The following is a 20,256-nucleotide window of genomic DNA, read 5'->3' as shown; positions in this document are numbered from 1 at the left end:
CCGATGAACGCACATGAGGGGCGGCGAGCGGCCGCCTGCCTGGACGACGCACGCCTGTCGGCACGCATGAGCAGCGCGCTGCGCATGCTGGCCGTGGACATGGTGGAAGCCGCCAACAGCGGCCATCCCGGCGCCCCGCTGGGCATGGCCGAGATGGCGCTGGCGCTGTGGCAGGGCCATCTGGTGCACGACCCGGCCTGCCCGGACTGGCCGGACCGCGACCGCTTCGTGCTCTCCAACGGCCATGCCAGCGCGCTGCTCTACGCACTGCTGCATCTGAGCGGCTACGCGCTGCCGCGCGAGGAACTGCGCCGCTTCCGCCAGCTCGGCAGCCGCACGCCCGGCCACCCCGAGCAAGGCCTGACCCCCGGCGTCGAAACCACCACCGGCCCGCTGGGCCAGGGCCTGGCCAATGCGGTGGGCATGGCGCTGGCCGAGCGGCTGCTGGCGGCCGAGTTCAACCGGCCCGGCCACTGCATCGTCGACCACCGCTGCTATGTCTTCGCCGGCGACGGCTGCCTGATGGAGGGCCTGAGCCAGGAGGCCATCTCGCTGGCCGGCACGCTGCGCCTGGCCCGGCTCACGCTGCTGTACGACGCCAACGGCATCAGCATCGACGGCGCCATCGGCGACTGGTTCGCCGACGACAGCGCGGCGCGCTTCGCCGCCTGCGGCTGGCGCGTGATCGGCCCGGTGGACGCGCATGATGTACGCGCGCTGGACGCCGCGCTGTGCGAGGCACGCGAAGGCGCGGTGGAGGGCGCCGGGCCGGCGCTGATCGTCTGCCGCAGCACCATAGGCAAGGGCGTGCCCGATCTGGAAGGCAGCGCCGAGGTCCATGGCGCTCCGCTGGGCGCGCGCCGCCGCGAGGCGCTGGCGCAGGCGCTGGACTGGCCGCACGAGCCCTTCGAGCTGCCCGAGGAGCTTCGCGCGCACTGGCACGCCGGCGAGACCGGCGCGGCCCGGCGCGGCGCCTGGCAGGCGCGCTTCGAGGCCTATGCGCGGGCCCATCCCGCGCTGGCGGCGGAGTTCCGGCGCCGCATCGCCGGCGAGCTGCCCGCCGACTGGCGCGCCCGCGTCGCGGCGGCGCTGGCCCCCTGGCGCGGCGACGCGCAAAAGCCGCTGGCGACCCGCGCCGCTTCGCGCCAGGTGCTGGATGCACTGGCGCCGGGGCTGCCCGAACTGCTGGGCGGCAGCGCCGACCTCAGCGGCTCCAACCTGACCGATTTCCGCGGCCACCGCCGCATCGGCCCGGGGCGCGCCGGCAATTACCTCAGCTACGGCGTGCGCGAGTTCGGCATGGCGGCGCTGATGAACGGCGTTGCGCTGCACGGCGGACTGATCCCCTTCGGCGGCACCTTTCTGTGCTTCAGCGACTACAGCCGCAGCGCGATACGCATGGCCGCGCTGATGCGCCAGCGCGTCATCCATGTCTTCACCCACGACTCCATCGCGCTGGGCGAGGACGGCCCCACGCACCAGCCGGTGGAGCACCTGGCCTCGCTGCGCCTGATCCCCGGGCTGGAACTCTGGCGCCCGGCCGACGGGCTGGAAACCGCGGTGGCCTGGACCCAGGCGCTGGCGCGTCGCGACGGACCCAGCGCGCTGGTGCTGTCGCGCCAGGCGCTGGCGCCGGTGGCCTTCGCCGCCGATCCGGACGGCGTGGCGCGCGGTGGCTATGTGCTCAGCGCCGCGCGCGGCGACCGCGTCGAGCACGGCGTGCTGCTGGCCACCGGCTCCGAGCTGGCCCTGGTGCTGCAGGCGCAGGCACGGCTGTCCGCCGCCCACGGGCTGGCGCTGCGCGTGGTCTCCATGCCCTGTCTGGAACGCTTCGAGGCCCAGCCGCAGGATTGGCGCCATGCGGTGCTGCCGCCGCAGCTGCCCTGCATCGCGGTGGAGGCCGGCCATCCGCAGGCCTGGGCGCGACAGACGGCCCGCGATGGCGCGGTGCTGGGCCTGGCGCGCTTCGGGGAATCGGCGCCGGGGCCGGTGCTGATGCGCCACTTCGGCTTCAGCGTCGACGGCGTCGTGGCCTGTGTGCTGCGCTGCCTGGCGCCACGGCGCAGCACCCCATGAGCGCCGCTTCGCCCGACAGGCCTCCGGTGAACGGGACCATCGCGCTGCTGCTGTTCGACCTCGACGGCACGCTGGCGGACACCAGCGCCGAGATCGCCGACGCCTTGAACGACACGCTGCGCCGCCTCCTCCTGCCCGAGGTGGCGGAAGAGCAGGTGCGCGGCTGGATCGGCGGGGGCACGCGCGAACTGCTGATGCGCGCGCTGGTCGCCGCGGACCGCGCCGAGTGGCTGGACGCGGCCTGGGCCGGCTTCGCGCGCGACTACGAGCGGCGCTGCGGCACGCGCAGCCGGCTCTATCCGGGTGCCGCCGCGCTGCTGCGGCGGGCGCGCGCGGCGGGTCTGCGCCTGGCGCTGCTGACCAACAAGGAGGAGCGCTTCGCGCGCCGCATCCTGCAGCGCCACGCGCTGGCACCGCTGTTCGACCTGGTCATCGCCGGCGACACGCTGGCGCGCGCCAAGCCGCATCCGGACGGGGTCTGGCTGGCGCTGCAGCGCCTGGGCCTGGCGCCGGCGCAGGCGCTGCTGGTGGGCGATTCCCTGACCGACCTGCGCACCGCGCGCGCCGCCGGCATCGCGGTCTGGCTGGTGCGCCACGGCTACCCAGGCGGCCTGGCCGAGTGCGGCGAGGCGCCCGACGGCTGGATCGCGCACTTCGACGAGTTCAGACAGTCAACGACGCCGGCTGCAGCGCGGCGCGCACCGCCTCTTCGCTCAGCTCGGCCGAGCACTCCTGCAGGAAGCGGTAGGCGAAGCCGCGCAGGTAGTGGCCGCGCTTGAGCGCGATGCGCGCGACGTTGGTCGGGAACAGATGGCCGGCGTCCAGGCGCAGCAGCCCGGTGTCGCGCGCGGGCTCGAAGGCCATGCGCGCGATGATGCCCACGCCCAGCCCGACCTGCACATAGGTCTTGATCACGTCGGCGTCCAGCGCCGAAAGCACGATGTCCGGGGTCAGGCCTTGCGCGGCGAAGGCGGCGTCGATGCGCGCGCGGCCGGTGTAGCCCTCGTGGTAGGTGATCAGCGGATGCTCGGCCAGCGCCTCCAGCGTCAGAGGCTGCCGCGCGAGCGCATGGCCCTCGGGCACGACCACCGCATGCTGCCAGTCGTAGAACGGGAAGGTGGCGAAGCCGGGGTCCTGGTCCAGCGCCTCGGTGGCGATGCCGATGTCGGCCGCGCCCGATTGCAGCAGCGAAACGATCTCCGCCGGGCTGCCCTGGTGCAGCACCAGGTGGACCTTGGGAAAGGCCGCCTTGAAGCGCGCCACCACCTGCGGCAGCGCATAGCGCGCCTGGGTGTGGGTGGTGGCGATGCTCAGCTGCCCCTGCTCGGCGCCGGAGAACTGCTGGGCCAGGCGCTTGGTGTTGCCCGCGTCCAGCAGCATGCGCTCGGCGATCACGACCAGTTCCTTGCCCGGCGCGGTCAGCCCCAGCAGCCGCTTGCCACGGCGCTGGAACAGCTCCACGCCCAGCTCGTCCTCCAGGTCCTTGATGTGCTTGGAGACGCCGGATTGCGAGGTGTAGAGCGCCGCCGCGACCTCGGTGAGGTTGAACTGGCGCTGCACCGCCTCGCGCACGATGCGCAGCTGCTGAAAGTTCATGGCGCGGCGCGGCGGCGGATCAGGCCGCCCGATCGACGTCGAACAGGCTCAGGCGCGCGGCCTGCAGGCGCACCCGCTGGCCATTGGCCAGCTGCAGCGCCTCGGCCTCGGTGCGGCTGAGCTCGGCCTCCAGGTGCTCGCCGGCCGGGCCGGTCAGCTCCACGCGCGCGGCGGCGCCGAAGCTCAGCACCCGGTCCACCGTGGCGGGCAGGCCCGGCGCGTCGGGGTCGCGCAGGATGCGCAGCTCATGCGGGCGGGCATAGGCCTGGACCTGGCCCTGCGCGTCCAGGCCCGACTGCGTCAGCAGCGACTGCTCGCCCAGGCGCAGCACGCGGCCCTCGGCCTGGCCGACGAAGCGGTTGACCGCGCCGAGAAAGCCGTAGACGAAGGGCGTGGCCGGGCGCTCGTAGACCTCCTGCGGCGTGCCGACCTGCTCGACATGGCCATGGTCCATCAGCACCACGCGGTCGGCCACCTCCAGCGCCTCTTCCTGGTCGTGGGTGACGAAGACACTGGTGATATGCAGCTCGTCGTGCAGGCGGCGCAGCCAGCGGCGCAGCTCCTTGCGCACCTTGGCGTCCAGCGCGCCGAAGGGCTCGTCCAGCAGCAGCACGCGCGGCTCCACGGCCAGCGCGCGGGCCAGCGCGATGCGCTGGCGCTGGCCGCCGGAGAGCTGCGGCGGATAGCGGTCCGCCAGCCAGTCCAGCTGCACCAGGTTCAGCAGCTCGTGCACCTTCTTGCGGATCACGGATTCGGACGGACGCTCCTTGCGCGGCTTCACGCGCAGCCCGAAGGCGACGTTGTCGAACACCGTCATGTGGCGGAACAGCGCATAGTGCTGGAACACAAAGCCCACCTGGCGCTCGCGCACATGGGTGTCCGAGGCGTCCTCGCCGTCGAGCAAGACCTGGCCCCGGTCGGCCGTCTCCAGCCCGGCGATGATGCGCAGCAGCGTGGTCTTGCCGCAGCCCGAAGGGCCCAGCAGCGCGGTCAGCTCGCCGGTCGGGAAGTCCAGGCTGACGTCGCCCAGCGCGGTGAAGCTGCCGAAGGACTTGTGGACATTGCGCACGCTGATGCTCATGAGGACTCCTTGGTCGAGCGGGTGGCCTGCCACTCGATGAACTGCTTGATGCCCAGCGTCACCAGCGCGAGCAGCGCCAGCAGCGAGGCCACCGCGAAGGCCGCGGCGAACTGGTATTCGTTGTAGAGGATCTCGACATGCAGCGGCAGCGTGTTGGTCTGGCCGCGGATGTGGCCGGAGACCACCGACACCGCGCCGAACTCGCCGAAGGCGCGCGCATTGCACAAGATCACGCCGTACAGCAGGCCCCACTTGATGTTGGGCAGCGTCACATGCCAGAAGGTCTTGAAGCCGCTGGCGCCCAGCACGGTGGCGGCCTCTTCCTCGTCGCGGCCCTGGGCCTGCATCAGCGGGATCAGCTCGCGCGCCACGAAGGGGAAGGTCACGAACACCGTCGCCAGCACGATGCCCGGCACGGCGAAGATGATCTTCAGGTCATGCGCCTGCAGCCAGGGGCCGAACCAGCCTTGCGCGCCGAAGATCAGCACATAGATCAGGCCCGCCACCACCGGCGAAACCGAGAAGGGCAGGTCGATCAGCGTGATCAGCAGTTGCTTGCCGCGGAAGTCATGCTTGGTGATCGCCCAGGCCGCGGCAACGCCGAAGACCACGTTCAGCGGCACCGAGACCGCCGCCGCGATCAGCGTGAGCTGGATCGCCGACACGGCGTCCGGCTCCAGCAGCGCGGCCAGGTAGACCTCGAAGCCCTTGCGCAGCGCCTCGGTGAACACCGCCACCAGCGGCAGCACCAGGAAGAGACCGAAGAACCCCAGGCCCAGGCCCAGCAGGGTCCAGCGCACCCAGGGCTGCTCGCGCGTCGCCGCGTTGCGCTGGTAGCGGCCCGCGCCGACGGCGGCGTGGTTGCCCGCGTTCAAAGTCGATACGGCCCCCGCCATCACCGCCTCCCATCCAGGCCGTTGCGCCGCGCGCTCCAGGCCTGCAAACCATTGATCGCCAGCAGCAGCGTGAACGAAAACACCAGCATCACCGTCGCGATCGCGGTGGCGCCGACATAGTCGTACTGCTCCAGCTTGGTGATGATCATCAGCGGCGTGATCTCGCTGACCATGGGCATGTTGCCGGCGATGAAGATCACCGAACCGTACTCACCCACCGCGCGCGCGAAGGCCATCGCGAAGCCGGTGAGCAGCGCCGGCGAGAGCATGGGCAGCAGCACCAGGCGGAAGGCCTGCCAGCGGTGCGCGCCCAGCGAGGCGGCTGCCTCCTCCAGCTCGGTGTCCAGGTCTTCCAGCACCGGCTGCACGGTGCGCACGACGAAGGGCAGGCCGATGAAGATCAGCGCCACCAGCACGCCCAGCGGCGTGAACGCGACCTTGATGCCCAGCGGCTCCAGCCAGCTGCCCATCCAACCGTTGGGCGCGTACAGCGCGGTCAGCGCGATGCCGGCCACCGCGGTGGGCAGCGCGAAGGGCAGGTCCACCAGCGCATCCACCAGCTTCTTGCCTGGGAACTCGTAGCGCACCAGCGACCAGGCGAGGATGAAGCCGAACACCACGTTGATCAGCGCCGCCAGCAGCGCCGCACCGAAGCTCAGGCGGTAGGACGCCAGCACGCGCGGCGAGGTGGCGGCGTCCCAGAAAGCCGCCCAGCCGTGGCCGGCCGACTTCAGAAACACCGCCGCCAGCGGGATCAGCACCAGCAGCGACAGGTAGAACAGCGTGTAGCCCAGCGTCGGGGCGAAGCCCGGCAGCACGCGGCGGCGCTTGCGCGCGGGCGCGCCCGCGGCCGGTGCGGCGGGAAGAACGGCGGTGTTCATGAACGGCTCAGCAAGGGAGAAGCGGACGACGGCCCGGGATCAGCGCTTGATGCCGGCCATGATCTGATCGTACTGGCCTCCATCGGCGAAGTGGGTCTTGCCCACCTTGGCCCAGCCGCCCAGCTGCTGCTCGACGCTGAACAGCTTGATGGTGGCGAAGCGCTGGCTGTGGCGCTTGAACACCGCGGCATCGCGCGGGCGGAAGTTGTTCCTGGCGATGATCTCCTGGGCCTCGGGCGTCCACAGGAAGTCCAGATAGGCCTTGGCCAGCTGGGCCGTGCCCTTCTTGGCCACCACCTTGTCGACGATGGCCACCGGCGCCTCCGCCTCGATGGAGACCGAGGGCGTGACCACCTCGAACTGGCCCTTGCCGAACTCGTTCTCGATCAGCTCGGCCTCGGATTCGAAGGTCAGCAGCACGTCGCCGATGCCGCGCTGGGTGAAGGTGGTGGTGGCGCCGCGGCCGCCGCCGTCCAGCACCGGCACATTGGCCAGGATCTTGGTCACCAGGTCCTTGGCCTGGGCCTCGCTGCCGCCCTTGGCCAGCACGCTGCCCCAGGCCGCGAGATAGCTGTAGCGGCCATTGCCGGTCACCTTGGGGTTGGGGATGATCACCGAGACGCCGGCGCGGGCCAGGTCGTTCCAGTCCTTGATCTGCTTGGGGTTGCCCTTGCGCACCAGGAAGAGGATGGTGGAGCTGTAGGGCGCCGCGTTGTTCGGGAAGCGCTGGCGCCAGTCGGCCGGGGTCAGGCCTTTCTCGGCCAGGGTGTCGACGTCGGTGGCCTGGTTCATGGTCACCACGTCGGCCTCCAGGCCGCCGATCACCGAACCGATCTGCTTGGACGAGCCGCCGTGCGACTGGTTCAGCGTCACCGCCTGGCCGGTCTTGGCCTTCCAGTGGGCGGCGAAAGCGGGATTGATCTGCTTGTAGAGCTCGCGGGCCACGTCGTACGAGACGTTCAGCAGCGTGTTGGCGTCGCTGGCCCGGGCCGGACCGGCCATCAGCGGCAGGGCGGCCAGCGCGAGCAGGGCGTTCAGAGCAGTGCGGCGGTTCAGGCGGGGGGTACGCAGCGACATGGCGGGAACTCGGGCAAGTGTGAAGGCTTCGCAGCTTGCCCAGGGTTCCTTATTCATGGAACAACATATTTCGGATTTGCTTATGCCTTTAAGGCACTAAGCAGGGGAACGCACCCCCGGGGCCGTGGCCGGAACTGTCCGCGAAGACTCCCCAGACCACCCTCCAGACCCAGCCACGGCCCGGGCGCACGCCCCGGCTTTCGGCAACCGGCCCGAGGGGTCGGTCGCCCGGGTGCCGGGGCACCCGTCTCGCACACTTGGCGCTTGCGCGCGCCGGTTCAGACCTGGGCCAGCGCCTGGTCGAGGTCGGCCAGCAGGTCGTCGATGTGCTCCAGGCCCACCGACAGCCGCACCGCGTCCTCGCCCACGCCGGCCGCGTCCAGCTCCGCCGGGGACAGCTGGCGGTGGGTGGTGGACGCCGGATGGGTAGCCAGCGACTTGGCGTCGCCGATGTTGACCAGGCGCGTGAAGAGCTGCAGCGCATCCAGGAAGCGGGCACCGGCGGCGCGCGGGTCCTCGCCCGCCGCGCCGCGGATGCCGAAGGTCAGCAAGCCCGAAGCCTGGCCGGACAGGTATTTCTTCACCAGCGCGTGGTCCGGGTGCTCCTCCAGCCCCGCGTAGTTGACCCAGCCCACCTTGGGATGGCGCTGCAGGTGGCGCGCCACGGCCAGCGCGTTGGCGCTGATGCGGTCCATGCGCAGCGCCAGGGTCTCGATGCCCTGCAGGATCAGGAAGGCGTTGAAGGGCGAGATCGCCGCGCCGGTGTTGCGCAGCGGCACGACGCGCGCCCGCGTGATGTAGGCCGCGGCGCCGGCGGCTTCGGTGTAGACCACGCCGTGGTAGCTGACGTCCGGCTCGTTCAGGCGCGGGAAGCGCGCCTTGTGCTGTGCCCAGGGGAAGCGGCCGGCGTCGATGATCGCGCCGCCCACCGCCGTGCCATGGCCGCCGAGGTATTTGGTCAGGCTGTGCACGACGATGTCCGCGCCATGCTCGATGGGCCGGCTCAGATAGGGGCTGGGCACGGTGTTGTCCACGATCAGCGGCACGCCGTAGCGATGGGCCAGCTCGGCCAGCCGTTCGATGTCGGTCACATGGCCCTGCGGATTGCCCAGCGCTTCGACGAAGACGGCCTTGGTGCGCGCGTCGATCAGCGCTTCGAAGCGCTCCGGGTGGCGCACGTCGGCGAAGCGGGTCTGGATGCCGAACTGCGGCAGCGTGTGCGCGAACAGGTTGTAGGTGCCGCCATACAGCGCGCTGCTGGCGACGATGTTGTCGCCCGCCTCGGCCAGGGTCTGGATCGCGTAAGTCACCGCGGCCTGGCCCGAGGCCAGCGCCAGCGCGGCGATGCCGCCCTCCAGCGCCGCCAGCCGCTCCTCCAGCACGCCCTGCGTGGGGTTGTTGATGCGGGTGTAGATATGGCCTTCGGCCTTCAGATCGAACAGATCGGCGCCATGCTGGGCGCTGTCGAAGGCATAGGCCACCGTCTGGTAAATCGGCACCGCGACAGCACGCGTCGTCGGGTCGGGCCGGTAGCCGGCATGCAGGGCCAGGGTCTCGAAACGGGGACGGGGGTCGCTCATGCCGGTTCTCTCAGCGCGGGTGGTCGATGGCCTGGAGACTAGGCCAGGCCTGGCCCGGGGCCAACTGAGTTCGGCGCATAAGCTTGCTCGCAAGCGCACATTGGAGTTGGCCACCGTCAGTGGGTTCAAACCGTCATTGGTCAGCGCGCAAGCACGGCACAAAGTGACCTGCTCGGCTTTTGGGCAGAGTCACCAGTGCCGCAATGGGCCCCAGTGGTCCGTAGGGGTGTGCTGAGTTAAACGTCAGCTCGTTGTCTTTGCGGGAGCGATTTTGCCTCAACCCCAGCAGGCCACTCCAGGGGCCTGCTGGGCCGCAACGTCGTTGCGAGGAGGTTTTACATCGCAGGCCGACCACGGGTGTGGTCAGCTTGCTATGCAACACCGTTGCATCTGGCAGAGAGGACGCGCCGAGCAGCTACCGAGTAACGCACGTCGATCACATCGCAACCGCCGTCAAGCCGCCTTGGCAAATCGTCCATCTCGACAATCACGACGCCGGGAGCGGAGACATCGTGGATAAAGGCTCCCACAACGCTCACAGCGCCTGCCCGCGAGCGATCAACAGCGTAGTACCTTTTATATGAGGTCAGCGCATGAGCGCCCTTGGGCATCTTGATCTTGGGCTCGACATGTTTCGCGATGAAGTCAGCATTTAGAACAAAGGGCATTGGTTCACCGCTGCTATGAACCGGGCTGGCCGCACCAAAGCCGATGCCTGCAAGGATCGCGGCGGCAGAACGTCGAAGCGATGCCCTGCGATGCAAGAGCTCAACGGGGGGTACTTGCTTCTTAGTCATAGTTGACAAGGAATACTAGTAGTAAGAAGGCCGCAGTGGCAGCTTGTGATCTTGTCGGATTCCATTTTCAGCCTTCAGGGATTGCTTCTCGCTTGGTGGTGTAGTGCCCGCCTTCCCACTCCCCCTATCGAAGCTCTGTTCTCCTTTAGAAGCGGCAACCGCATGGCCCACCTCATGCCCTAAGCCAACAAAAGCAGGACGATTCGTGCTGCCAGTCGCATCCTTGCCGCCCTCTTTGCTAGACGGATTGAATCCAATCTTGGAGTCCGAGGGCTGCTTATCGGCCTTGCTCGAAGTCTCGTTGAAGTTTCCGCCCTTGGTTTCCGTAATGGTGATAACACGGGGCGTTGCGTAGGCCTCTTGCATCAATGCCTTGCCATTCGGTCCGGACTCGATCTGCTTAATGTTTGCAGCAACTTGTTTCTTGAAGTCGTTGCTGCCGACCACCTTGACTTCGCGTCCATCCGGGTCTGTGTACTTGTATGGATTGTTGTCCCCGTAGTGGTAGCGCCCGAACGACTTCCCAGTCGCAGCATCGGTCACTACAGGATCCACCGATAGGAAGCGCGCTGCGATGGGATCGTAATACCGCTGCTGCATGTACGTCAGCAACGTATCCGCGTCCTCCACATGCCCCGTGAAGCCCAGCCTCCCCGGCGCCGCCCCGCTGTGTCCTCCGTACGGCTCCCACCGCGTGCGCCCCCCTACCCATTCACCTCCGCTTCCCGTGCGCGCCACCGCGCTCCCCAGCACATCCTTGTGCAGGTACTGGCTCCCGCTCCCGCTGCTCGTCTGCGCCAGCACCTGCCTCCCCAGGTACACGTAGCGTATCCCCTCTCCCTGGCCCCCTTGCTGCTGCTTCCCGTACAGCAATTGCCCCTCCAGCGAGTACACCTGCACCTGGCTTGCTCCTGCGCTTCCCGCCACCTTCGTGCGCCGGCCATGCCCGTCGTAGCTGTAGCTCGCCACTCCCACCGCCTGCCTCAGCCGGTTCCCCAGATCGAACACGTAGCTCTGCGTCCCTCGTTGCCTCACATTGCCGTTGGCGTCGTACCCGTAGCCCGTCACGCTGCCATTCGTGTTGATCGCCACCAGCCGGTTGCTCCTCCCGTCATACCCGTGCACTGAGCTGCGCGCTCCGATCACGCTCTTGCGCAGGTTGCCCAGCGGGTCGTACTCGTAGCTCCCCGAACCCCACACATTCGAGTTGGCCACAGTCAGCTGGTTCAAACCGTCATAGGCCAGCGTTCGCGTGCTCACCCCTTCTTGCTGATCCACGATGCTCGTGACGTTTCCGTTGGCGTCATAGCCATAGACGTCGTTCAGCACGCCTGCATCAATGTTTTGATACGGCAGGCCCCGTGCATTGAGCGTCAATGTGTGCTGGATGCCATTGCTCAAGCGGTAGCCCGCCACCATCCCGTTGGGGTGGTAGCTCACCCCGCTGGCGTAGCCGCTCACTTGCGTGGCTTCTCCCAACGCATTGGGCTGGTAGGCCACCGTCGCGCCTTCTGGATAGCTCAGCGCGCTGAGATGTCCGTTGGCTTCGTAGTTGCGGCCAATGACGTAGCTGGCACCGTCCAGGCTCAGTTGTTCGGCCGTCAACAGACGCCGGTTGTTGTAGCCATAGGTCCAGGTGGAACCATCGGAACTCACGCTCGCAAGCAGACCGTCCGGCGTGTAGCTGCGCTCGATGCCCGGGCTTGCATCGCCGTAGGAGGTGCTCGTCAGCCGGTTGCGCGTGTCGTAGGCATAGCCCACGATTCGATTCGCCGGAACGTCACCCCAGTCGCACCCGGACAGGCTGGTCAGGCTCAGGCCCAGACCGCGCCAGGCGACGTTGTCGGCCGCATCCAGATACTGGATCGTCGCGCCCGTTTCTGGCTCGACGGTTTTGCACAGCCTGTGGTATTCGTCGTACACATAGCTTCGGGTAACGCTGATCACAGCCCCCTCGTAGCTGCCGCTGCGGGTGAGGTGGAGGGTCTTGCCGAAGACGTCTCTTTCGATGCTCAGGTTGTAGCCCGACGGGCCTTGTTCCCACGCCACCGCGGCTTCGGTGGGTTCGTCAAACGCCTGGAACCCCGTCAAAGTCGTATGGCCGCGCGCGTCGGTGAACTGCCGCTGAAAGCCGGGCATGTACTGGGTCGTCGTCGTGAGGACGCCCAGCTCGCTGTCGGACCGCGTGCCGGTGGAACGACCCAATGCGTCGTAAGTCGTGGCGATTCCCGCGATGGTGGCCTGAACCGATGGCAGGGACCGTGCCGGATAGCTGACGAAGACCAAGCGGTTGTACGGATCGTAGTCAAACCGCTGCACGCGCTGCGTGTTGGCGACGTCGTTCGCGTCGTGGATCACAGTCAGGCGCTTTCGCCAGCGCGCGTCGTAGTAATGGGTGCTTACGGCGCTTCCTGTGGTGACGGTCTGGCGCCAGTGGTTGGCTTCCAGGCCGTAGGCCGGTGCATTCGCCTGAACGAAGGACAGGTGGGTTGTGTTGTAGGGCTGGGCGTCGCCTCCGGGCGGCGTCTTGCTGGCGAGCCGCCCCATGGCGTCATAGCCAAAGTTCCAGGTCACGCCAGCTTCGTTGGTCACGCTGGCAATGCCGCCAATGTTGTTGATGGCGGCACTGAGGGTGCTGCCGTCGGCATACTGGACGTTCTGCGGCAGTCCTCGCTTGTAGTTGGCATAGGAGGTCGCGTGATTCAGCCCATCCTTGGTGGCGGCCAGTGTTCCGTCGGCATTGAAGGTGAAAACGGTCTGCAGCTTGCCGAAGGCATAGGTGGCCCTGGGTTGCGCCGTGCCGCCGTCGTAGGCAGTGCTGGAGGTGGTGACGCCCGCAACCGTCCGGCTTGCCGTCTGACCCAACACCCACAAGCCGGTGTGGTCGTAGTAGGCTATCTCTTCAGTCCGGCTGTGGCCCAGACTGCTGGACGAGAGCCATCCGGTCGGCCGAGCCAGGCTGTCAAATCCCGTGACTTCCTGAGTGAATGAGACGTCTTGCTGGTTGATCACGCGCTGGCTCTGAGGTACCCAGATCGCGCTCATCGGATCGGTGATGCTGCCGTTGTTACCGACAAACGCGGGGTAGGGCCCTCGGTTGGGTGCCGCATAGGCATAGCTGGTGGTGCGCAACAGACCGCCCTCTGAATTGCTGATGGCTTGGCCGAGCAGCAACCCTTCGTTGAGGCCGTGCAGCGTTCCGTAAGTGCTGACGGCAACATGGCCCAGAGGGTCCGTCACGCTGACCGTCTTGGTCGAGGTGCAGCCATTGCAAGGCGCATAGCTGCCCTCCGCCGTGCTGTACGCATAGGACCAGGTCATGGGGGCCAAGCCGGGTCCGCTGAGGGTCTTGCTTCTCAGCGCGTAGTTCGTGAAGTAGCGGGAGAGCGTAGCGGCCATGCATACGCGCGGTTGGGGCACATTTGAGCGCCCATGCATCGTCATGCGGAGATTGAAGGTGCCCACGGCCCCGGAGGGATGCGTGATCGTTCCGGTGCGGACCTCGTTATCCCAGGGCGCTTCGGCCGCGCCGTCACCACAGTCGGGGTCGGGTGAGGAAAGGGGATCTCTCTCGATCTGCGACAGGGCGAACTGCCACCGCGAGCCATCCGGTTGCACGACTTGCTGCAAGGCGCCGTTGCCGTCGTAGACATAGCTCCAGGTCCGTGTGCCGTCGCTGACCGATTGCACGCGATTGCCATTGCCCCCATAGGTGAAGGTGATGGACCGCCCATCACTAGAGGTGATCGAGTTGAGCTGCCATCCATCTGCTCCGCCATAGCTATAGCGCACCCAGTTCCCGAAACGATCCATGATCTGGGTGGGCAGGATCCAGATCTGGCTCCGCTCCATGACAGCACCGGCCGCCAACTTGAAGCTGGGATGCACCCGGCTCACCATATGGTCGAACTGGTAACGCGTGCCATCGGGGGCATGCGCCAGAAAGCCTTCCCCGGATCCACGCGCCATCGACGGAAGACAGCTGAATGTCCAATGCTTCTTGGTGACGATCGGATAAGGTCCGCCGTTCGAGGGCTGTGGCAGGCCCGTACCTCCGGCGGCCGCGGGGCGGCTGAGCATGGTCTGATCACCGTCCCCGGGGGTGTACAGGTGATAACCGTCCCAGTACTGGTAGGGATGGGCGCTGAGCATTCTGTTCCCGCCGTTGACAGAAACGGGGGCAGGCAGGACAAACTGGCTGCATCGGTTACCGTTGCGGGTCTGATAGGCATCGCCGTACCAGGTCTCTCCTTTCCCGACCACGGTATGCAGGTGAGGAATCTCCAGGTCCCAGTCTCCAAACAGCCCCGAATGGAAGGCGGCCTGCTTCGTGCCGGCCGCCAGCCGTCTTCCGACCGATACCGGGAGCGCGTGATTGCCAGGCAGAGCGACATCGGTGTGGTTGAACACCAGGCCGCCGCTGTATTCGTTGATGGAGTCCCCCATCAAGTCAGGGCCCAGTCCCCGGACCGTCTCTCCCGAGCGCACGAGGATGTTCTGCTCGAAGTAGGGTGGGGGGGTGGGGTTACCTCCCGGAGCCGCATTCACTTCGGCAACGTGGTCGTCCGCACCCATTGGGCGCGTTGTCGGGTTTTCGGCGCTGCTGTACCCAGCAGCCAACAGCATCAAGAGCGCGATGCCTCTTTTCTTGATGTTCTGTTTGAACATTCCTGCTAACTCCCCCGCATCTTTTTTGTGACGATGAGGGTAGCTGCCAGGCGAAATTCCACACCCTGTCAAGCTTGACAGGGGAGGAAAACCAGAACATCAGACGTCGGGCGATCTGCGACCGCCCGCGGTTCATCGGGCAGCGACTCAACGCCCCGGCTGCAGCCGGAATTCCCCCACAAGCTGGGCCAGCGCCTGGGCCTGCTCCTTCAGCGATTCGGCGGCGGCGGCGGACTCCTCCACCAGCGCGGCGTTCTGCTGGGTGGCCTCGTCGAGCTGGCCCACCGCGGCGCCAATCTGCTCGATGCCGCTGCTCTGCTCGGCGCTGGCGGCGCTGATCTCGTTGATCACGTCGTTGACGCGGCGCACGCTGGCGACGATGTCGTCCATGGTCTGGCCCGCCGCGCCGACGCGCTCGGCGCCGGATTCCACCTGCTCCATGCTGGCGGTGATCAGGGTCTTGATCTCCTTGGCCGCCTCGGCCGAGCGCTGCGCCAGGCTGCGCACCTCGCCGGCCACGACCGCGAAGCCGCGCCCCTGTTCACCGGCGCGCGCGGCCTCCACCGCGGCGTTCAGCGCCAGGATGTTGGTCTGGAAGGCGATGCCGTCGATCACGCCGATGATGTCGCCGATGCGGCGCGAGCCGGCGCGGATGTCGTCCATGGTGCTGACCACATCGGCCACCACCTGGCCGCCGCGGCCGGCGGTGTCGGCCGCATTGGCCACCAGCTGGTTGGCGGTGGATGCCGCGTCGGCGCTGCTGCGCACCGAGGAGGTGATCTGCTCCATCGACGCCGCCGTCTCCTGCAGGCTGGACGCGGCCTGCTCGGTGCGCGCGGACAGGTCGCCGCTGCCTTGCGCGACCTCGGAGCTGGCCACCAGGATGCTTTCGCTGGCGCCGCGCACCTGGCCCACCAGCGTACGCAGCGATTCCTGCATGCGCGCCAGCTCAGCCATCAGGCTCTGCGCACCGCCATTGCTGGACGGCACGTCCTCGGACAGGTCGCCCGACGCAATGCGGCGCAGCGCCGCGGCAGCATCCTGCGGATCGCCGCCCAGTTCACGGCGCACCGTGCGCTGGGTGGTGAAGAGCAGCACGCCGGCCACCAGCGCGGCCAGCAGCGCCAGCGCAGCGGCCCAGCGCTGCGAGCGTTCCACCGCGCGGTTGGTTTCCTCGCGCGCCTGCTCGGCCATCTGGCGCGCCGCCTCGACCTGCTTCAGAACCTCGGCGCGCAGCTCGCGCCAGGCCGGCGTCTCGCGCGCATTGAGCGCCGCGATGGCCGCCGCCTGGTCCTTGCCGGACAGCGACAGCACCTCGTTCTGCGCCACCGTCTGGGTCTGGCGCAGCTCGGCCAGGCGCGGCAGCGAGGCCTCGATGGCGAGGCCGGCGGTGAGCGGACGCACGCCTTCCAGCGCCTTGTCGAAGGCCTCGCGCGCGGCATCGAAGTTGGCATAGGCCTTCTTGTTCTCGGGCGCCAGCACGATGTTGCGCAGCGCCTGGCCCATCTGCAGGCCCTGGCCGTACATCTCGTTGAAGCCGTTGGCGATCGCCAGTTCGCGCTCGATCAGGCGCGCGAAGTCGCCTTCGGTCCTGAACAGGCCGGCCAGCGAGGCGCCGACCGCGGCCAGGAAGAAGAGCGCGGGGACGACCGCGCAGAGCAGCAAACGGGTGCTGAATCGCAAGTTCTTCATCGTGATTCCCTGTGTTGTCGGCCGTGCTCCTGAAGGCGGGCGCCGGCTCAGCGGCGGCCAGGCCGCCGTAAGGCGGGGCCGAATTTAGCGCCCCGAGGCCCGCCGTGCCCATCCAAACATCAGTAAATACGTATATTCATGATCGATTGCCGTTTGCAAGGGCGTTTGGCGCACCGTCATCGGCGCGCACGCACAATGGCGCCATGTCCACTGCCCCCGTCCCGGCCGATCGTCCACCCCATCCCGGGCTGGCCGAAGCGCTGCGCTTCTGGCTCAAGCTGGGCTTCATCAGCTTCGGCGGTCCGGCCGGGCAGATCGCCATCCTTCACCAGGAACTGGTGGAGCGGCGGCGCTGGATCAGCGAGCGGCGCTTTCTGCATGCGCTGAACTACTGCATGCTGCTGCCGGGACCGGAGGCGCAACAGCTGGCCACCTACCTGGGCTGGCTGCTGCACAGGACGCCGGGTGGCCTGATCGCCGGCGGGCTGTTCGTGCTGCCCTCGCTGCTGATCCTGATCGGGCTGTCCTGGATCTACATGGCCTGGGGCCAGACGCCGCTGATCGCCGGTCTGCTGTACGGCATCAAGCCAGCGGTGGCGGCCATCGTCGTGCAGGCGGTGCAGCGCATCGGCGCGCGGGCGCTGAAGGGCGGCTGGCTGTGGGGCATCGCCGCGGCGTCCTTCGTCGCGATCGCCGGGCTTCACCTGCCATTTCCGCTGATCATCGGCGTGGCGGCATTGCTGGGCGTGGCGGGCGGGCGCTGGGCACCTCGGCAGTTCGGCGCGGCCAGCGGGCACGCGCCGGCCAGCGCCGCCCCCCATGCACCGGCGGTGATCGACGACGACACGCCCACGCCGGCGCATGCGCGCTTTCGTCGCGCTCGCCTGTGCGTCACGCTGGCACTGGGCGCGCTGGCGTGGCTGCTGCCCATGGCCGCGCTGGCGGCGCTGTTCGGGCTGCACAGCCTGCCGGTGCAGGCGGGGCGTTTCTTCAGCCAGGCGGCGCTGCTGACCTTCGGCGGCGCCTACGCGGTGCTGCCCTATGTGCTGCAGGGCGTGGTGCAGCAGCACGGCTGGATCAGCGCGGCCCAGATGATGGACGGGCTGGCGCTGGGCGAGACCACGCCGGGGCCGCTGATCATGGTGGTGAGCTTCGTGGGCTTTGTCGCCGGGTGGCAAGACCTGGCCCTGGCCGCGGCACTGGGACCGGTGGGAGCCGGCGTGCTGGCCGCCGCCGTGGTGACTTGGTTCACCTTTCTGCCGTCCTTCGTGTTCATCCTCGCCGGGGGACCGCTGGTGGAGGCCACCCACGGTCGGCTGCGCCTGGCCGCGCCGCTGACGGCGGTGACCGCGGCGGTGGTGGGCGTGATCCTGAACCTGGCGCTGTTCTTCGGCGTGCAGGTGCTGTGGCCGCAGGGCCTGGCCCAGGCGCCGGACTGGCGCGCCGCGGCGATCGCGCTGGGCGCCGCGGTGGCGCTGCTGCGCTACCGGCGCGGCGTGATGGAGGTGATCGCGGCCTGCGCGCTGCTGGGGCTGCTCAGCCGCGTCGTGGGCTGAGGCAGGGGACGCGGGGCGCTCAGGGCGGCGGCACGCCCAGCGCGCGCAGCTGGCGCTCATGCCAGCGACTCAGCAACAGCAGCGACAGAACCGCTCCCACCAGGGCGCAGAACATGTCGGACTGCGTGTCCCACGGATCGCCCTGGGTGCCGAGGAACTCATCCGCGCCCTGGCCCAGCGCCAGCGCCGAGGCCCATTCCAGCAGCTCGTAGCCGGCGCTGATCGCCAGCACGATGCAGACGACGACAAAGGCAAGCATCTTGCGTCCCCGCACATGGGCGCCGCGGCGCAGGATCTCGCGCGCCGCCAGCGCGGGCACGAAGCCCTGCATCAGGTGCCCCAGCTTGTCATAGGGGTTGCGGCTCAGGTGCCAGGCCTCGCGCGCCCATTCGCCCAGCGGCACGCGCGCATAGGTGTAGGCGCCGCCCAGTATCAACACCAGGCAATGCAGAAAGACCAGGCCCAGCAACAGCGGCGTGAGCGGATAGCGGCGCGCGTTGGCAAGGATCAGCGGCCAGGCGATCAGCACCGGCAGCACCTCCAGCCACCAGGTGGTGCGGTCATACGGGTGCCAGCCCGACAGCAGCAGCGCAGCCAGCAGCAGCGGGCTGAGCAGCCACGGCAGCCGGGAGGGATCGGGGGTCAGGGCTTGCGTGCTTGTGGTCATGTTGGGTTTCCACGCTCAGGCGAGTCCGCCGCGCGCCGCGACGTTGAAGCGGTAGAGCACACAGGGATCCTCATGGATCAGGCGCGGCTCGCGCTGGATCTCGCCTTCGGCATGGTGGCGTATCACCTCCGGCCAGAACTCGGCGGCCGGGGTGTTGACCAGCAGGTGATAGACCTCCCAGCGCCCCGGGAAGCGCTGCAGCACCTCGCCGGCGGCGTGGGTCGCCAGGCCGCGGCCGCGGTAGCCCCGCGCCAGGAAGAAGTAGCCCATGTTGTGATCGGTGTCGGCTTCCTGCGTTTCGTCGTCGACGACCGCGAAGCCGGCCAGCTGCTGATCGATGTGAATCAAAAAGGGGTGCACGCCGGGCTGCGCCCAGTAGGGCGCCTTAGGCCGCAGCTGGTAGAGCCCGTTGTCGCCGAAGGGCACGGGCGTCCACTGGCTGAGATCGTAGTTGTAGAACTGCATGAGGTTCTCGATGCGCAGCAGGTCATCGGGCGCGGCGCGGCGCAATTCCAGCGGTGGCAGGGCTTGGCTCATGGTCCTCTCGGCGGGTTCGGGCGGCTCGCGGGACGTCGTCATTCCGTTCGGGGGGCAGGGCATGCTAGCAGCATGGGCCCCTGTTGCGCATGCCGCACGAACCCTGGCCGGCCCTGCCGCACAATGCGCGCAACACCCGACCCTCCCCTTGTCCCGCTCTCCTTCCGATGATCCGTCTGCCGACCGAAAGGCCCGTCGCCCTGCCTGCGACCCTGCTGCTGGCGTTGTTGCTGTCGGGTGGCGCCCGGGCCGCGGACGCACCGCAGGACGCTGCGCTGCGCCCCGGCGATCCGGCCTCGCTGCTGGTGGACGGCCGCGCGGGCCTGGTCTGGTCGCGCTGCGCCGAGGGCATGCAATGGAATGGGCGCCGCTGTACCGGCGAGGCCCTGCAGCTGACGCAGGCCCAGGCCGTCGCGCTGGCGCGCAAGCGTGGCGAAGGCTGGCGACTGCCCCGCGTGCAGGAGCTGCGCCTGCTCGCGCGCCAGCTGGTCACGCCGCGTGAGCGCGCGCTGGTGCCGGGCCTGCCGCTGGATTGGTACTGGACCGCGACCGCCCATGTGGAGCCGGGCCGCGTCAATCCCTACCGCTATGACAACGTGATGCGCGGCCGCGGCGATGGCGGCGGCGAACAGATGGCGATGATGGGCTGGGCCGTGCGCCTGGACGGCGCGGAGGCCAAGGGCGAGGTGCCCAAGGCCACGCGGCTGGCGCTGCTGCTGGTGCGCGACGCGGCCCGCTGAAGCCTCAGCGCGAGGCCGCCGCCACCGCCCTCCCGGCGGCGGGCAGAGAGGCCGCCCACCAGTGGACCAGGCCGCCCAGCAGCAACAGCAGTCCCAGGCCCAGCGCCCACAACACCCAGATCATCGGTTCCAGCCATTGCAGCGCCGAGCCCAGCAGCGGCAGGGCGGACTGGGCCCGGTCCAGAAGATCGAGCAACAGCGCCTGCAGCGCCCGCAGACGCTCCGCGTCGATCCAAACCGCCAGCCAGTCCGGCAGCGGCCATTCGGCGACGGCCTGGCCGGCGCGGCCCGCCTCGCCCGAGGCCAGCGCGCGCGCCAGCCAGTCGCTCAGCGAGGCGAGCAGCCAGGCCAGACTGGTCCACAGCAGGCCCAGCAGCGACACGAGGATCCAGATCGCCTTCTTCATCGAGAG

Annotated in this window: 16 protein-coding genes; 4 read left to right on the top strand and 12 right to left on the bottom strand. The window is 68.6% G+C overall.

The window, feature by feature from the left end; all coding sequences use genetic code 11:
• The first annotated feature begins 3 nt into the window (after nucleotides 1-3).
• Both tkt and LZ017_RS05660 read left to right on the top strand, forming a co-directional pair.
• Nucleotides 4-2,076: a transketolase gene (gene tkt, locus LZ017_RS05665; protein ID WP_241299137.1), complete on the top strand. Its 2,073-nt coding sequence runs from the start codon at nucleotides 4-6 to the stop codon at nucleotides 2,074-2,076.
• On the top strand, nucleotides 2,073-2,855 hold the full coding sequence (locus LZ017_RS05660; protein WP_241299135.1) for an HAD-IA family hydrolase: 783 nt from the start codon (nucleotides 2,073-2,075) through the stop codon (nucleotides 2,853-2,855). The genes tkt and LZ017_RS05660 overlap by 4 nt, the downstream gene beginning before the upstream one ends.
• Here LZ017_RS05660 and LZ017_RS05655 read toward each other — a convergent pair.
• From LZ017_RS05655 to LZ017_RS22050, 9 genes are all read right to left on the bottom strand, one after another.
• Nucleotides 2,740-3,672 (bottom strand): CysB family HTH-type transcriptional regulator, encoded by a 933-nt coding sequence (locus LZ017_RS05655; protein ID WP_241299133.1) that lies wholly within the window; start codon nucleotides 3,670-3,672, stop codon nucleotides 2,740-2,742. The two genes, LZ017_RS05660 and LZ017_RS05655, sit on opposite strands and share 116 nt — an antisense overlap.
• A gap of 19 nt (nucleotides 3,673-3,691) precedes the next feature.
• Nucleotides 3,692-4,753 carry a sulfate/molybdate ABC transporter ATP-binding protein gene (locus LZ017_RS05650; protein WP_241299131.1) on the bottom strand — a complete coding sequence of 354 codons (1,062 nt, stop codon included), beginning with the start codon at nucleotides 4,751-4,753 and terminating at the stop codon, nucleotides 3,692-3,694.
• Complete coding sequence (gene cysW / locus LZ017_RS05645) at nucleotides 4,750-5,649, bottom strand: sulfate ABC transporter permease subunit CysW (protein WP_241299129.1); 900 nt, start codon at nucleotides 5,647-5,649, stop codon at nucleotides 4,750-4,752. The genes LZ017_RS05650 and cysW overlap by 4 nt, the downstream gene beginning before the upstream one ends.
• Nucleotides 5,649-6,530 (bottom strand): sulfate ABC transporter permease subunit CysT, encoded by an 882-nt coding sequence (cysT, locus tag LZ017_RS05640; protein ID WP_241299127.1) that lies wholly within the window; start codon nucleotides 6,528-6,530, stop codon nucleotides 5,649-5,651. The genes cysW and cysT overlap by 1 nt, the downstream gene beginning before the upstream one ends.
• Before the next feature lie 39 nt (nucleotides 6,531-6,569).
• The gene (locus tag LZ017_RS05635; RefSeq protein WP_241299125.1) at nucleotides 6,570-7,607 is read right to left on the bottom strand and encodes a sulfate ABC transporter substrate-binding protein; all 1,038 of its coding nucleotides are present in this window, start codon (nucleotides 7,605-7,607) and stop codon (nucleotides 6,570-6,572) included.
• A 278-nt stretch (nucleotides 7,608-7,885) separates the two neighbouring features.
• Nucleotides 7,886-9,187 carry an O-acetylhomoserine aminocarboxypropyltransferase/cysteine synthase family protein gene (locus LZ017_RS05630; RefSeq protein ID WP_241299122.1) on the bottom strand — a complete coding sequence of 434 codons (1,302 nt, stop codon included), beginning with the start codon at nucleotides 9,185-9,187 and terminating at the stop codon, nucleotides 7,886-7,888.
• A gap of 371 nt (nucleotides 9,188-9,558) precedes the next feature.
• On the bottom strand, nucleotides 9,559-9,984 hold the full coding sequence (locus LZ017_RS05625; protein ID WP_241299120.1) for a hypothetical protein: 426 nt from the start codon (nucleotides 9,982-9,984) through the stop codon (nucleotides 9,559-9,561).
• Nucleotides 9,985-9,999: 15 nt separating this feature from the next.
• A complete protein-coding gene (locus LZ017_RS05620) occupies nucleotides 10,000-14,652 on the bottom strand; it encodes a M91 family zinc metallopeptidase (RefSeq protein ID WP_241299118.1) in 4,653 nt (1,550 codons plus the stop codon).
• A 147-nt stretch (nucleotides 14,653-14,799) separates the two neighbouring features.
• On the bottom strand, nucleotides 14,800-16,344 hold the full coding sequence (locus LZ017_RS22050) for a methyl-accepting chemotaxis protein (RefSeq protein ID WP_277604534.1): 1,545 nt from the start codon (nucleotides 16,342-16,344) through the stop codon (nucleotides 14,800-14,802).
• Nucleotides 16,345-16,547: 203 nt separating this feature from the next.
• On the opposite strand from LZ017_RS22050, the gene chrA reads away from it, so the two are divergent.
• Entirely contained in the window at nucleotides 16,548-17,900 is a 1,353-nt protein-coding gene (gene chrA / locus LZ017_RS05610; RefSeq protein WP_241299116.1) for a chromate efflux transporter, read from the top strand.
• A gap of 19 nt (nucleotides 17,901-17,919) precedes the next feature.
• Here the strand turns inward: chrA and LZ017_RS05605 are convergent, their stop codons facing one another.
• A complete protein-coding gene (locus tag LZ017_RS05605; protein ID WP_241299114.1) occupies nucleotides 17,920-18,567 on the bottom strand; it encodes a DUF2238 domain-containing protein in 648 nt (215 codons plus the stop codon).
• 15 nt (nucleotides 18,568-18,582) lie between these two features.
• Nucleotides 18,583-19,104 (bottom strand): GNAT family N-acetyltransferase, encoded by a 522-nt coding sequence (locus tag LZ017_RS05600; RefSeq protein ID WP_241299112.1) that lies wholly within the window; start codon nucleotides 19,102-19,104, stop codon nucleotides 18,583-18,585.
• Nucleotides 19,105-19,271: 167 nt separating this feature from the next.
• Here LZ017_RS05600 and LZ017_RS05595 point away from each other — a divergent pair, with 167 nt between their 5' ends.
• Nucleotides 19,272-19,844 carry a DUF1566 domain-containing protein gene (locus LZ017_RS05595; RefSeq protein WP_241299110.1) on the top strand — a complete coding sequence of 191 codons (573 nt, stop codon included), beginning with the start codon at nucleotides 19,272-19,274 and terminating at the stop codon, nucleotides 19,842-19,844.
• 4 nt (nucleotides 19,845-19,848) lie between these two features.
• Here LZ017_RS05595 and LZ017_RS05590 read toward each other — a convergent pair whose 3' ends face one another.
• A complete protein-coding gene (locus LZ017_RS05590) occupies nucleotides 19,849-20,250 on the bottom strand; it encodes a hypothetical protein (RefSeq protein ID WP_241299108.1) in 402 nt (133 codons plus the stop codon).
• Between the last annotated feature and the right edge of the window lie 6 nt (nucleotides 20,251-20,256).

The sequence above is a fragment of the Pelomonas sp. CA6 genome (assembly GCF_022549225.1).
In the GTDB taxonomy this organism is placed as follows: domain Bacteria; phylum Pseudomonadota; class Gammaproteobacteria; order Burkholderiales; family Burkholderiaceae_C; genus Roseateles.
The sequence above is the reverse complement of the archived record's forward strand: the minus strand, read 5'-3'. Positions and strand labels throughout refer to the sequence as shown.

Excerpts from the sequence above, each read along its gene's own strand:
- tkt (WP_241299137.1), top strand. The coding sequence starts at position 4 with ATGAACGCACATGAGGGGCGGCGAGCGGCCGCCTGCCTGGACGACGCA.
- LZ017_RS05660 (WP_241299135.1), top strand. The coding sequence starts at position 2,073 with ATGAGCGCCGCTTCGCCCGACAGGCCTCCGGTGAACGGGACCATCGCG.
- LZ017_RS05655 (WP_241299133.1), bottom strand. The coding sequence starts at position 3,672 with ATGAACTTTCAGCAGCTGCGCATCGTGCGCGAGGCGGTGCAGCGCCAG.
- LZ017_RS05650 (WP_241299131.1), bottom strand. The coding sequence starts at position 4,753 with ATGAGCATCAGCGTGCGCAATGTCCACAAGTCCTTCGGCAGCTTCACC.
- cysW (WP_241299129.1), bottom strand. The coding sequence starts at position 5,649 with ATGGCGGGGGCCGTATCGACTTTGAACGCGGGCAACCACGCCGCCGTC.
- cysT (WP_241299127.1), bottom strand. The coding sequence starts at position 6,530 with ATGAACACCGCCGTTCTTCCCGCCGCACCGGCCGCGGGCGCGCCCGCG.
- LZ017_RS05635 (WP_241299125.1), bottom strand. The coding sequence starts at position 7,607 with ATGTCGCTGCGTACCCCCCGCCTGAACCGCCGCACTGCTCTGAACGCC.
- LZ017_RS05630 (WP_241299122.1), bottom strand. The coding sequence starts at position 9,187 with ATGAGCGACCCCCGTCCCCGTTTCGAGACCCTGGCCCTGCATGCCGGC.
- LZ017_RS05625 (WP_241299120.1), bottom strand. The coding sequence starts at position 9,984 with ATGACTAAGAAGCAAGTACCCCCCGTTGAGCTCTTGCATCGCAGGGCA.
- LZ017_RS05620 (WP_241299118.1), bottom strand. The coding sequence starts at position 14,652 with ATGTTCAAACAGAACATCAAGAAAAGAGGCATCGCGCTCTTGATGCTG.
- LZ017_RS22050 (WP_277604534.1), bottom strand. The coding sequence starts at position 16,344 with ATGAAGAACTTGCGATTCAGCACCCGTTTGCTGCTCTGCGCGGTCGTC.
- chrA (WP_241299116.1), top strand. The coding sequence starts at position 16,548 with ATGTCCACTGCCCCCGTCCCGGCCGATCGTCCACCCCATCCCGGGCTG.
- LZ017_RS05605 (WP_241299114.1), bottom strand. The coding sequence starts at position 18,567 with ATGACCACAAGCACGCAAGCCCTGACCCCCGATCCCTCCCGGCTGCCG.
- LZ017_RS05600 (WP_241299112.1), bottom strand. The coding sequence starts at position 19,104 with ATGAGCCAAGCCCTGCCACCGCTGGAATTGCGCCGCGCCGCGCCCGAT.
- LZ017_RS05595 (WP_241299110.1), top strand. The coding sequence starts at position 19,272 with ATGATCCGTCTGCCGACCGAAAGGCCCGTCGCCCTGCCTGCGACCCTG.
- LZ017_RS05590 (WP_241299108.1), bottom strand. The coding sequence starts at position 20,250 with ATGAAGAAGGCGATCTGGATCCTCGTGTCGCTGCTGGGCCTGCTGTGG.